At 36.9% G+C, this 12,882-nt stretch carries 15 protein-coding genes; 4 read left to right on the forward strand and 11 right to left on the reverse strand.

The window, feature by feature from the left end:
* Positions 1–36: 36 nt before the first annotated feature.
* Both mtgA and BXY75_RS02275 read left to right on the forward strand, forming a co-directional pair.
* Entirely contained in the window at positions 37–726 is a 690-nt protein-coding gene (gene mtgA, locus BXY75_RS02270) for a monofunctional biosynthetic peptidoglycan transglycosylase (protein WP_121906072.1), read from the forward strand.
* Positions 723–1,181 (forward strand): 3-oxoacyl-ACP synthase, encoded by a 459-nt coding sequence (locus BXY75_RS02275; RefSeq protein ID WP_121906073.1) that lies wholly within the window; start codon positions 723–725, stop codon positions 1,179–1,181. Before mtgA ends, BXY75_RS02275 begins: the two co-directional genes overlap by 4 nt.
* Positions 1,182–1,186: 5 nt before the next feature.
* Here the strand turns inward: BXY75_RS02275 and BXY75_RS02280 are convergent, their stop codons facing one another.
* The 11 genes from BXY75_RS02280 to BXY75_RS02330 form a co-directional block, all read right to left on the reverse strand.
* Positions 1,187–1,555, reverse strand: a complete 369-nt coding sequence (locus BXY75_RS02280; RefSeq protein WP_121906074.1) for a hypothetical protein — start codon at positions 1,553–1,555, stop codon at positions 1,187–1,189.
* A gap of 112 nt (positions 1,556–1,667) precedes the next feature.
* Positions 1,668–3,119: a cardiolipin synthase gene (cls, locus tag BXY75_RS02285; protein WP_121906075.1), complete on the reverse strand. Its 1,452-nt coding sequence runs from the start codon at positions 3,117–3,119 to the stop codon at positions 1,668–1,670.
* Positions 3,120–3,141: 22 nt separating this feature from the next.
* The gene (locus tag BXY75_RS02290; protein WP_245962906.1) at positions 3,142–3,567 is read right to left on the reverse strand and encodes a hypothetical protein; all 426 of its coding nucleotides are present in this window, start codon (positions 3,565–3,567) and stop codon (positions 3,142–3,144) included.
* An 89-nt stretch (positions 3,568–3,656) separates the two neighbouring features.
* On the reverse strand, positions 3,657–4,610 hold the full coding sequence (locus BXY75_RS02295; protein ID WP_121906077.1) for an ABC transporter ATP-binding protein: 954 nt from the start codon (positions 4,608–4,610) through the stop codon (positions 3,657–3,659).
* A gap of 80 nt (positions 4,611–4,690) precedes the next feature.
* On the reverse strand, positions 4,691–6,856 hold the full coding sequence (locus tag BXY75_RS02300; RefSeq protein WP_121906078.1) for a prolyl oligopeptidase family serine peptidase: 2,166 nt from the start codon (positions 6,854–6,856) through the stop codon (positions 4,691–4,693).
* Positions 6,857–7,016: 160 nt separating this feature from the next.
* Positions 7,017–7,397: a DoxX family membrane protein gene (locus tag BXY75_RS02305; protein WP_121906079.1), complete on the reverse strand. Its 381-nt coding sequence runs from the start codon at positions 7,395–7,397 to the stop codon at positions 7,017–7,019.
* A 101-nt stretch (positions 7,398–7,498) separates the two neighbouring features.
* Entirely contained in the window at positions 7,499–7,897 is a 399-nt protein-coding gene (locus tag BXY75_RS02310) for a DoxX family protein (protein WP_121906080.1), read from the reverse strand.
* Positions 7,898–7,966: 69 nt separating this feature from the next.
* Positions 7,967–8,956 carry an aspartate-semialdehyde dehydrogenase gene (locus BXY75_RS02315; RefSeq protein WP_121906081.1) on the reverse strand — a complete coding sequence of 330 codons (990 nt, stop codon included), beginning with the start codon at positions 8,954–8,956 and terminating at the stop codon, positions 7,967–7,969.
* Positions 8,957–9,142: 186 nt separating this feature from the next.
* Positions 9,143–9,553, reverse strand: a complete 411-nt coding sequence (mscL, locus tag BXY75_RS02320; protein ID WP_121906082.1) for a large conductance mechanosensitive channel protein MscL — start codon at positions 9,551–9,553, stop codon at positions 9,143–9,145.
* An 82-nt stretch (positions 9,554–9,635) separates the two neighbouring features.
* Positions 9,636–10,745 (reverse strand): alanine racemase, encoded by a 1,110-nt coding sequence (gene alr / locus BXY75_RS02325; protein ID WP_121906083.1) that lies wholly within the window; start codon positions 10,743–10,745, stop codon positions 9,636–9,638.
* Between the two features lie 3 nt (positions 10,746–10,748).
* A complete protein-coding gene (locus tag BXY75_RS02330; protein ID WP_121906084.1) occupies positions 10,749–11,387 on the reverse strand; it encodes a thymidine kinase in 639 nt (212 codons plus the stop codon).
* Between the two features lie 278 nt (positions 11,388–11,665).
* On the opposite strand from BXY75_RS02330, the gene BXY75_RS02335 reads away from it, so the two are divergent.
* Positions 11,666–12,457 carry a hypothetical protein gene (locus BXY75_RS02335; RefSeq protein ID WP_121906085.1) on the forward strand — a complete coding sequence of 264 codons (792 nt, stop codon included), beginning with the start codon at positions 11,666–11,668 and terminating at the stop codon, positions 12,455–12,457.
* 68 nt (positions 12,458–12,525) lie between these two features.
* On the forward strand, positions 12,526–12,882 hold the full coding sequence (locus BXY75_RS02340) for a DoxX family protein (RefSeq protein ID WP_121906086.1): 357 nt from the start codon (positions 12,526–12,528) through the stop codon (positions 12,880–12,882).

Here is a 12,882-nt window from a genome sequence, read left to right on the forward strand (position 1 = left end):
TCAGTTCCAGAATGAGGAATCAAATATTTCAATTAGATGCTGAAAAGGGTTTTTACAATACTTTTTAAAACGATACTATGGTTTTTGGTGATCACGGTTTTATGGGTCCTGGTATATTCGATAGTACCTGTACCTTATACACCGCTAATGGCTATACGATCTTTTGAAGGCAATACTAATTATCAAACGAAACACAGTTGGACACCATTAAAGGATATATCATCCGAATTACAATTAGCAGTGATTTGTGCTGAAGATCAATTGTTTCTTGATCATAATGGTTTTGACCTGAAAGCTATTGAAAAAGCTTTTAATAATAATAAAACAGGAAATCGAATTAAAGGAGGGAGTACAATTTCACAACAAACCGCAAAAAATGCGTTTTTATGGCCCGAACGTAGTTGGCTTCGGAAGGGAATGGAAACCTATTTTACCTTTCTTATAGAAAATTTATGGACTAAAGAACGCATTCTAGAAGTATATCTGAATAGTATCGAGATGGGGGATGGAGTTTTTGGAGCGGCTGCTGCATCCAACTATTGGTTTCATAAACAACCAAAACATTTAAATCGTTATGAAGCAGCTTCAATTGCCGCCATATTGCCGAATCCCAGAAAGTTCTCTGCCAATCCCAGAACTGCTTATATTGAAAAGAGAAAGACATGGATTGTTAATCAGATGCGGAATTTTGGTACTTTTGTAATAGCTGAAAACTCAAGCAAATGATTTTAAAAGAGCTCAAGTCCGCCTTATTAGCACAATGTGTTCAAGAAGTGGAAAACCGACATCAAAAAATTAGAAAGACAATTTCTGATATCGAAGAATCCTTGCTGGAAGAATCTAAAAGTAGTAGTGGAGACAAACATGAAACGGGCAGAGCAATGCTTCAAATTGATCGCGAAAATGCCGGCAAACAGCTAAAAGAAATTGAAAGTTTACAGAGCCTGATTCCACGAATTGATATTAAAACGGTTTCAGATTATATTCGTCTGGGCAGTTTGGTTTATACCAATCAGGGCAATTATTTTATTTCCATTTCCATTGGCCTGGTTACACACAGTAAAACTAATTATATCTGTATAGCGCTTCATTCTCCAATTGGTAACTTCCTTGCTGCCAAGAAGAAAGGAGATTCTTTCGCCTTTAATGGAAAGGAATATAAAATTACTAGTGTTAAGTAAGCGTATTAAGGGTTCAGTTTTATAACAAAACAACTGCTGTTAATGCTCACTGGGCCACTTTGTGTATCAGTATCGCAGGTTGCGAACCAGGTGTATACATCATAAGGCAAATCGGGAATAGTCACAGAAATAGTTTCATTACAACTTGGAGTTCCCGGATTTACTGAACTTCCATTTAATTGAGCGGTAGTATACGTTCCATTAGCGTTGGAAATTCCAATGTTGATGATAGCACATGGAAAGACATCGTTGATATAAAAAGTTAAGTTTCCTTTTTCAATTGGTGGAGTATCATCTCCATCATCCCCTTTGTTACAACCAACGAACAATAATGAAAGTACTGTTCCGACTAAAAATAATTTTCTTGCTAACATGATTTTATAATTTAAGATTTCTCAAATTTCTAAAAATCACTTTTTTCGGAGGTGTCAAATAATGCGATTGGTGAAAAATTAGGACATATTTGGTGAATATTCTTGAGCTTATCTACAACATAGGAGACAGTAACCCTATGGTTTTCTCGATTAGCTTAACATACATAGGTCTATTTTTCCATGCTTCAAAATCAATTTGTTCAGCGAATTTTAAATCTTCGTAAAAGATCTCACTAAGTTCCTTTCCAATTTCCTCATCGTAGATAAGTGCATTTACTTCAAAATTCAGATCAAAACTCCTAATATCCATATTTGCAGTTCCCACGATGGATAGTTGCCGATCTGTGACCATTGTTTTGGCATGTATAAATCCCTTTTGATATAAATAAATTTCAACACCCGCCTTGAGTAATGGGCCATAATATGACCTGGCTGCATTATTTACCAATCTGGAGTCTGAAACTCCCGGAACCAACAGCTTTATATTAATTCCGCTTCCGGCTGCAATAATAAGTGCGTCCATTAGATTTTCTCCGGGAATAAAATATGGTGTTGTTATTAGTATTTCTTCTTGAGCAAGATGAATTGCCTGAATTAAAGAAAATTCAATATGAGGATGGTCTGAGTCGGGGCCACTTGCCGCTATTTGCGCCACTTTATTTTCTTGAGTTATATGTGTGTCGAATTTCGGAAAGTAGGCTTCATTTGGCTCTAATTTAGCTGCAGCGCAATAATTCCAATCTGTTATAAAGATATACTGAAGATAACTCACAACAGGTCCCTTTAGCTCGAGATGAGTATCCCTCCAATATAACTCTTTGCCGTCCTTGTTTACATAATTGTCGCTTACGTTAATTCCACCCACAAATGCGGATACACCGTCTATTACTATAATTTTACGATGGTTTCTATAATTGATTCGATTGGCGAAAGCATATAGTTTTATTTCATAGAATGGAAATATATCAACACCTGCTTCTCTCATTCTAGGCAATTGTTTCTTACGAATATTTCGACTGCCAAAGTCATCGTACATAAAACGAACCTTGACACCTTCTTTAGCTTTTTTGATAAGTATTTCTATAAATTCGCGTCCGATTTCGTCATCATTGAAAATGTAATACTCAATGTGGATGTGATTTTTAGCTGTTTCTAATATTTCAAATACCTTAGGGAATTTAGATTCTCCATTTACCAGTATTTTTACTGAATTATTTTCGGTTAATGGACTTAGACACTCATTGATCAAGAAGTTGATGAGTTTTTTGTTTTCTCGGACGGCCTTATTTCCGTTATCCAGTATTTTTGATGAGCTTAGTTTGATTCGATCTTCAATTTCTTGTTCCAGAAGCTCATTAACAATAAGCTTCTTATCGTATATTTTTCGTTTTCTATAATTAATTCCGAAGGAAAAATAAAGTAAAATTCCTACGATCGGCAAGAAGATTACAATGAGCAAATAAGCAAGTGTTTTAGTCTTATTGTGGGTATCGAAGATAATTCGAATACCGGTTAAGATTACAATAATAAAATAAACGACTTGCGCTATAAAGATCCAATTCATTCAATGTTTGTTTGGAGGACTGTTAATGGGGTAAATATTGCTTCGGAATAGGGTACTTATCAGATTCTTGCATCCAATAGATGTTCACGACCCACCATCGCTTACCGTCGTTTAGCATTTGAATACTGTTAATTCCTCTCATAAATGGTTTTGTGTCATTTACACTTTTAAACGATTTGTAAGTACTAAAAACTTGCGCGATATTTCCGAAGCTATTTACTTCCCGATTAATTTCTACTTCGTAAAAGCCTTGTTTTAAAAAATCATTGGCAATCTTGATGTATTCCTCTACAGACATATATCGGGTCTCGATAATGCCGTTTTTATCGTCGCCGGTTGGGATTAATTTAGCTTCCGGTTTAAACAAATATTGAAAAAGCTCCCAATTCCTTTCCTCATCTTTTTCTCCAGATATTACTTCATAAAGCGCATCCAGGGTACTGTCCATGCTTTGAACTTTATCAATATACTTTGTATCCAAATCTTGAGCAAAAAGTGTCAAGCTGAAAATAAAAAAGCAGATAGAAATGAAGAGTTTCATGATAATTTCAGGTATATCGTTAGTTCGGGTTTTATCTTTTCTGAATGTTCGAAAAATAGATCCTGACTGTTAAATCTACAGGCTATCAAATAATGAGTTCCTCTAAAGTACGATTTTTTTACTATAGCTGCTAAGTTGGTTTTGGTTTTTGAAAGTTTCAATTGATGTGGCAACAAAACTCTTTCCTTATTCTCTTCGGAAACGTCTTCCGAAGCAAAAAAATGGGAAGGTAAAATGGTAACTTCTCCAAAAAACCCAGCTTGATAGGGGGTATCGATTTCCCTGAAGATCTTTTCAGGAGAACCATAAGCTTCAATTTTTCCATCTTTCAGAATCAAAATAGTATCTGCAAAAGCCAATGCCTCCTCACTATCATGCGTGGCTGTGATACAGCTAATTTCATTTTTCTTCAAATAATTGAAAAGATCTCTTCTTAGGGCATTCTTCCGAAAGACATCGATGCTGCTAAAGGGTTCGTCCAATAGTAGTAGTTCAGGTTTATTTGCGAGTGCCTTTGCCAGTACAACACGCTGCTTTTGACCACCACTTAATGTTTTTACCATGCTTCTTTCAAAAGTTTCTAAATCCACCACCTTAAGGAGCTCCGCCACACGTTGATCATCACTTTCCTGATCTCTCCGATCAAGATGAGCGGCAATATTTTCAGAAACACTTATAAACGGCATAAGATCATATTCCTGAGCTACTAATTTTACAAAAGCTTCCCCCGGTATCAGATTGTGTTTTGGACCCCTCAATTGCTTCTTTTTCCAGAAAATTTTGCCATGTTCCAAATGCAACAGACCATAGATCAAGTGAAGCAGGGTTGACTTTCCGCAGCCACTTTCACCTAGAATAACCAAGTGATCGCCCATTTTCAAATTAAAGGAGATATCTTTTAAGATTTGTTGCTCTTTATATGAAAATGACTGAATATCTACTTTTAGCATTATTCGATGTTATCTGAATGAAAAAAAGCCCGCCTTAGTTATTAACCTGACGGGCCTGAGAATTTTAATTAATTGAAAAATTATTCTTTAATATCGTCATTTACTTTTTCTGGTAATACGTTGTATCCCATATTGTATAGCGTGAATCCGAAAATATCTGCATACTGCTCAATAGTCTTACTAACAGGCGTTCCAGCACCATGACCTGCATCAGTTTCTATGCGAATTAGTGTTGGATTGTTACCGGATTGATGCGCTTGTAATTCTGCGGCAAATTTAAAACTATGTGCCGGCACTACTCTGTCATCATGATCGGCTGTGGTAATAAGTGTTGCGGGATATTCTACTCCGTCTTTTATGTTATGAAGTGGAGAATATGCTTTAAGGTATTCGAACATTTCTTTATTGTCTTCGGAAGTACCAAAGTCGTATGCCCATCCGGCACCTGCTGTAAATGTATGGTAACGTAGCATGTCTAAAACTCCAACCGCGGGTAAAGCTACCTTCATAAGATCGGGTCGCTGTGTCATGGTAGCTCCCACCAAAAGTCCTCCATTAGAACCCCCACGAATCGCAAGAAAATCGCTGGATGTATATTTATTCGCTATCAGATATTCGGCTGCTGCGATAAAATCATCGAAAACATTTTGCTTTTGCATTTTAGTTCCGGCCTTATGCCATTCCTTCCCATATTCACCACCACCTCTAAGATTGGGTACAGCTAAAACTCCTCCTTGTTCCATCCAAACAGCATTAGCGATATTAAAGCTAGGTGTGATACTAATATTAAATCCGCCATAACCATAAAGGATTGTCGGATTCTTTCCGTTCATTTTTAACCCTTTCTTATAGGTGATTAGCATTGGCACCTTAGTGCCATCTTTGGAAGCATAGAATATTTGTTTGCTTTCGTAATTTTCAGGATTGAAGTCGATCTCCGGTTTACTGTAAACTTCAGAAGTACCTTTTTCGATATTGTATTTATAGATACTTCCAGGTACGACATAATTTGTAAAAGAGTAATAGAGTTCTTTTTCTTCTATTTTAGCACCAAAACCACCTACACTTCCTACGCCCGGTAATTCAACTTCACGAATCAATTTTCCATTATAATCATATTGCATCACTTTGGAAACTGCATCGACCATATATTCGGCAATGAAGTATCCTCCTGCGGTATTTGGTGAAAGGACATTTTTAGTTTCCGGTATTAAATCGACCCAGTTTTCAGGTCCCGGATTTGCAGCGTCCACGGTTACGATCTTTTTGTTGGGAGCATTCCTATTTGTAACGATATACAGTTTACTACCTACATTTTCAATAATATAAGAGTCGTAATCTGTGTTGTCCAAAATGGTAACAAACTTACTAGAAGGTTTGCTGAGGTCCTTGAGGAAAAGTTTATTTCCTGAAGTAGAAGTACTAGCTGTCACTTGAAGGTAGCGATTATCTTCACTAACACTTCCCCCAACATATCTGTGCTTTTCTGAAGCAATACCCCCAAAAACAAGTTGATCGTTTTTTTGTGACGTTCCTAATTTGTGGTAGTACAGTTTATGCTGATCGGTCTTGGCCGATAACTCACTTCCTTTGGGTTTGTCATAACTGGAATAATAGAATCCATCGTTTGCTTTCCATGCGAGTCCGCTAAATTTAATATCGATTAGTGTATCTTCTATGATTTCTTTAGTTTCGGCGTTCATTACTAGAATTTTTCTCCAGTCGCTTCCTCCTTCAGAAATACTGTAGGCAGAGACTTTACCGTCTTCAGAAAAACTTAAGTTTCCTAAAGAAATTGTGCCTTCTTCGTTAAATGTATTCGGATCTAGAAATACTTCGGCGGTATCGGGATCTTCTGCCGTTTTATAGCGATAAACAACATATTGATTTTGGAGCCCATCGTTTTTAAAGAAATAGGTATAATCACCTTCTTTAAAGGGTGCTCCTATTTTTTCATAATTCCATAATGATGAAAGTCGCTTTTTTAGTTCCTTACGAAAAGGAATCTTATCGAGATAATCGAAAGTTACTTTGTTTTCGGCCTCTACCCATTGAGAGGTTTCTTCGCTTCGGTCGTCTTCCAACCAACGGTAAGGATCCTTTACTTCGACACCAAAATAGGTATCTACTGTATCTACTTTTTTAGTTTCATTATAATTCACAATAATTCGGTCGCTTTTTGTAGTATCGTTTTTACAGCCTATAAAAATCACTGAAAGTAAAATAGCTAAAGATAATTTTTTCATTATTTAAATATTTACGATTGTAAAAGTAGTAAAAACTACCCTTTCAAAGTGTTATAAGATTTTGCTAAAATGAATCTATACAAAATCACACCATTAATAAAGAGTTTAAAGGTGTAGGTCAAAATTATTGTTTGAAACTATTATCTAGTTCCCGAAGCCATTAGTGGAAAAGTGGTCGATACACTTTCCAATGCTTATAAATTAAGACGACGTTGATAATGGCAATCACAAGTGCTCCACCAATTCCCGGGAGGTCCAGAAAAACATGGAACAGGAGAATATTTACCGAGATTGGCGCTAAAAGCAAAAGTGCGAACGGCACTGCTTTGTTGAATAACAATAGTAGTCCAATAATTATTTCCAATGCTCCCACAATTGGTAAAACATACCCTGTCGCTTGAAGCGATGACATAAAATCTGCTGCGTTTTCCGGCAATTGCGGCATAGTCATAAAGCTAAACTCTATAAATTTATTTAGGCCGAAAAAAAGTAATCCCAACGCAAGAAGAATGCGTAGGATCTTAGTAAAGGATGAATTCATATGAATGGCTTTTAAGTGTTATGTCTTACAATATACTTAAAAAAACAAAAATCGCCTTCAATTATTTGAAAACGAGTTTTGTAAGCGTAAAGAATATTTATTCAGGTGAAAATAGATCTGTAGGAGTCCCAATTCTTGTAAATCATATACGTATTTAAAATTGCTACCAAAAGAGCGGGACCAATATTAGGAATGTTTAGAAAAGCATGAAACAACACTATATTGACGGAGATAGGAACTAGCAGCAATAAAGCAAATGGAACCCATTTTTTTAGGATTAGAAGTAATCCTGCTACCGTTTCTGTTATACCCACAAGTCCCATTAAATAGCCTTTGTTAATGCTCTCAGACCAGGAATATCGCATGGAGTTAAATAAGTACTCAGCTTGTGGATACCCGGAAAAATCGAAATCGGGTAAAATCCAGAAGAATTTGTTAAGACCAAAAATTAATAACATAAGGCCTAATCCAATTCGAAGGATTGTATGGAAGATTTTCATATAAGTATTTTTATGGTTGCTTGGATTTAGACGAGCACTATAAGAAACACTTACAAATGATTTTAGTAGTTATACTAGTTTGTGCTTTACCAGATATTCGGCAATCTGAACAGCATTAGTTGCAGCTCCCTTGCGTAAGTTGTCACTCACAATCCACATATTTAATGTATTTGGTTGTGTTTCATCGCGACGGATCCGGCCTACAAAAACATCATCCTTGTCGTGAGCATATATTGGCATAGGATAGGTATTGGTGTCAGGATTATCCTGCACAGTGATTCCCGGTGATTCATGAAGTATTCTTCGAACCTCACCTAGATCAAAATCATTTAAAAACTCAACGTTTACGGCTTCGCTGTGACCTCCGGCTGTAGGAATTCGCACTGCGGTTGCAGAAACAGAAAAGGTCCGGTCATCTAGAATTTTCTGTGGCTCACGTGCTAATTTCATTTCTTCCTTAGTATACCCATTGGCTTCAAATACATCGCAATGAGGAATGGCATTTCTGTGAATCGGATAAGGATACGCCATTTCGCCTCCAATTCCGGCCATTTCATTTTCCATTTGTCGCACTGCTTTAACGCCAGTACCGGAAACCGACTGATAAGTTGAAACTACCACACGCTTCATTTTATATTTTTTATGAAGTGGTGCAAGCGCCAATACCAATTGAATCGTGGAACAATTAGGATTCGCTATGATTTTATCGTTTTTTGTGAGAAGGTGTGCATTTATTTCAGGGACAACTAACTTTTTGGTCGGGTCCATTCTCCATGCAGAGGAATTATCTATCACTGTGGTACCAGCTTCGGCAAATTTTGGCGCCCAACTTATAGAAGTGTCGCCGCCAGCAGAAAAAATCGCAATTTCGGGCTTAGCCTCGATTGCCTGTTGCATGCTTATAACTTTATAATTTTTACCTTTAAAACTCAATTCTTTACCAATTGATGCTTCAGAGGCGACTAAAAGGAGATCAGTTACAGGAAAATTACGTTCCTCCAGAATTTTTAACATGACTGCACCAACCATACCGGTGGCTCCAACAACTGCTATTTTCATAATCAAACGAATAAAGCCTCAAAAGTAGTAGATACTTTATGATTATTTCAGAATAAAAGCATAAAAATAACCCTCATCACTTTTTGGTGATGAGGGTTTATTAGAATTAGTAGTGTAGCGGTTAGCTATCATCTTTTCCCTTATGTGGGTAAGTTGTCAAAGATGAAGTTGAAATCTAATCAATACTTATTTTTTTCTTAATGCGTCTCGAATTTCAATAAGCAATTCTTCCTGTGTTGGTCCAGCAGGAGCTGCAGGAGCTACTACTTTAGGCTTTTTTGCTTTGTTGTAAGCTTTTACAATCATAAACAAAACAAAACCTACAATCACTAAATTAATTATTGCATTTACCCATTTACCATACATCACGGCATTTTCAGGTTTGGCTACAACTCCGTCTGCACCAACAACGGCTTCGTCTAAAACGACTTTCATATCGGCAAAATCAACGCCACCTGAGAAATGACCAACTACTGGCATCATGATGTCCGTTACAAAACCATTGACAACTAGGCCAACTGCACCGGCGAGGATAACGGCAATTGCCAAATCAATGACATTACCGGTCATAATAAAATCTTTAAATTCTTTTAACATGTTAATTATGGTTTAGGTGTTAATACCCCCCTAAAATAAGCAAAAAGAAAATCTGTTAACATAAGTATAAGAATTTTCCTATTTATTTTCGACAAATAACTCTTTTTACACGTTGAGAGACTGCGGTAATAAGCTCGTAACTAATAGAATTTATTGCATTGGCAAGAGATTCGGCAGTAGGATTTTTCCCAAATACAATGACTTCATCACCTTCCTTACAATCAATGTCACTCACATCGACCATAATCATATCCATACAAACATTGCCGGCAATAGGAGCCTTTTTTCCATGAATTGTCACCCAACCATTTCCATTTCCATAGGCGCGACTTAGTCCGTCCGCATGGCCAATTGGTAAGGTCGCGGTTTTCATAATTTTATTAGCTTTTAGACCACGATTATAGCCAACGCTTTCTCCTTTGTTTATCTCGTGTATTTGAGAAATCACTGTTTTTAATGTAGTTACAGGTGTAAGATGTTTATTCTGCTCGGGATCATTTCCAAAGCCATAAAGGCCTATTCCGGTGCGGATCATATCGAGTTGTGCTTCTGGATAATTTAAAACACCCGACGTGTTCACTACATGGAGCATAATAGGATTATTTATTTTTTTCTTGAGTTCTTCTGAAATGCTTCGGAAGGACTTCAATTGTTCTCTTGTAAATTCTTCTTCTGAAGCATCCTCACTGGCGGCAAGGTGAGAAAAAGCTGACTTCACCCGAATCGCTTCAGTCTTTGAAATAGTTTCAGAAATGAAGGAAATTTCATTCTTTCTGAAGCCCAACCGATTTAACCCTGTATTAAACTTTAAATGAACGGGATAGTCTTTTTGCTTCCTTTTTTCAGAAAAAGAAATAAAATCTGTCAGCATTTTTTGAGAGTAGATACTAGGTTCCAGGCAGCGGTCGATAATAACATCAAAATTTGCGGGTAGCGGGTGTAATACTAAAATGGGAGTTTCAATACCTGCAATTCTCAGCACTTCCCCTTCCGAAGCATAAGCCACAGCAAAATAATCTACTCCAAGCGAAACAAGTTCTTTCGCGACTGCGACTGCGTCACTACCATATCCGTATGCTTTTACCACGGCCATGATTTTGGTTTCTGGCTTTAATCCGGCAGTTATAAAATTGTAATTATTTGCCAGAGCGTTTAGGTCAATTTCAAGCGTAGTTTCGGTAGCTATTGGCATTTGTTATGCTTCTTTTTTGGTAGGAAATTCTTGAGGGTCTTTTACTTCAATCTTGCTTATTTTTTCCCGAAGCATGGCTTTGTAATATGCAGCTCTACTTAAAGGTTCGTAGTCTTCGGTTTCACCCAACAATACTAAATTATCACTTTTTGCTTTTCGGTAACTGTAATTGGCAAGATTTCCCGTTCGTGTACAAACGGCATGTACTTTAGTAACATATTCGGCAGTAGCCATAAGCGCAGGCATGGGGCCAAAAGGATTTCCTTTATAATCCATATCTAATCCGGCCACGATTACTCGAACGCCCCGATTAGCAAGATCGTTACACACTTTTATAATCTCCTCATCAAAGAATTGTGCTTCGTCGATTCCTACCACGTCGCAGTTATCTGCCAGAATAGGAATGTTTGCCGCTGCAGGCACAGGAGTTGACCGTATTTCATTACTATCGTGAGAAACAACATGTTCATCGTCGTAGCGAATGTCGATAGCAGGTTTAAATATTTCGACTTTCTGTTTGGCGAATTGGGCGCGTTTTAAACGTCTTATTAATTCTTCCGTTTTACCCGAGAACATAGAGCCGCAGATCACTTCGATCCAGCCAAATTGCTCTTTCTGATTTACAGTATTTTCGAGAAACATAGGTAAAAATAAATTGAAAATTGCTACACTTTAATTCGAATCCGGCAATGCTTCTTTTAGGAGCAAATCAGGATAATCGCCAATAAGTCTGCTGCCAACACAAGAAAACAAAAATAGTTGACGTTTACATAAAGGATGCGTAAATTTATAAAAACAAAACAGAGTATACGCGAATAATTTTAAAAGTTGTATTTCACTTAAAATCTTATCAAAGTTGTGAAGCCTTTTGGAAGCTAAATTTGCCCTTTAATTCTCTAAAAACGATTTAAAATCACCCCATGAAAAAGAAGATAAAGTCCCAGATAATCGCTTTGGCGAATGAATTAATCAACAAAGAAAATTCGTTGGATGTTGTCGATATGAAGCAAAGAGTAGGTAAACTTTATGAAAAATTGTCGATTCTTGAATATCTGGAAAAGCAATTGAAAGATGGATCAGAAGATGAAAAATCTAAATCTCTGGATTCTAAAAGCTTTAGGGAAGAAAACTGGTTTACCGAACCAGAACAGCTACCACAATCTGAACATAAGGATGATTTGGTAGAACCCTTGATGGAAAAGATTAAAGACATCGTAGCACAAATGCCTCAGGAGTCGCAACAGGTAGATTCGATGATTCAAGAGGTAATTTCAAAAAGTAATCATAGCAGAAATGATCTGGAAGAATTTGCCTCCAGATATCAGCAAACGCCTACTTTCGAGCGAAAAGAACCTGCGAAAGGCGTTGATGTAGCTGAGAAAAATGTTTCTGAATTATTTCCGAAGGACAAAAACACAAAACACTCTCCAACTTCGGTAGATTCGGTTTCTATAAAACCAAAATCAATCAACGATAGTATTCATAAGGGATTAAGCATTGGACTTAACGACCGTCTGGCATTTATAAAACATTTATTCGATGATAAATCTGAGGATTATACCCGGGTATTATCGCAGGTAAGCACAATGAAAACATACGAAGAAGCTGCTACTTTTATTAAAGGACGCGTAAAACCCGATTATAATTACTGGCTTGAGAAAGACGAGTACAGTGAGCGGTTTATGGCGATTGTTGAAAAAAGTTTTAACTAGAACTTCCAACCTATTCTAAACTTAGTAGCGAAGATCTTCAGAATCTATTAATACTAACCGAACCATCTATGAAAGCACAAAAAATAGTGTATTGGATCGCTACCTTTTTGTTATCGGCCTTGTTTTTATATTCTGCCGTTATGTATTTAAAAGACACAGCGGTAATTGAAGGCTACTATCAGGATTACCAATATCCTACTCATCTGGTTATTCCAATGGCGGTTGCAAAAATTCTTGCCGTGATCATGATCTTATGGCGCAGCAGTAAATGGCTTACCGAATGGGCTTACGCAGGCTTATTTTTTGATATGGCTCTGGCTTCACTCGCGCATTTTTATGCAAACGATTCTGAAATGACTTTGCCACTTCTTGGAATTATAGTATTATTAATTTCTTATTTCTTCGGAAAAGTAGTTCGAGAATAA

The sequence above is a fragment of the Ulvibacter antarcticus genome (assembly GCF_003688405.1).
In the GTDB taxonomy this organism is placed as follows: domain Bacteria; phylum Bacteroidota; class Bacteroidia; order Flavobacteriales; family Flavobacteriaceae; genus Ulvibacter; species Ulvibacter antarcticus.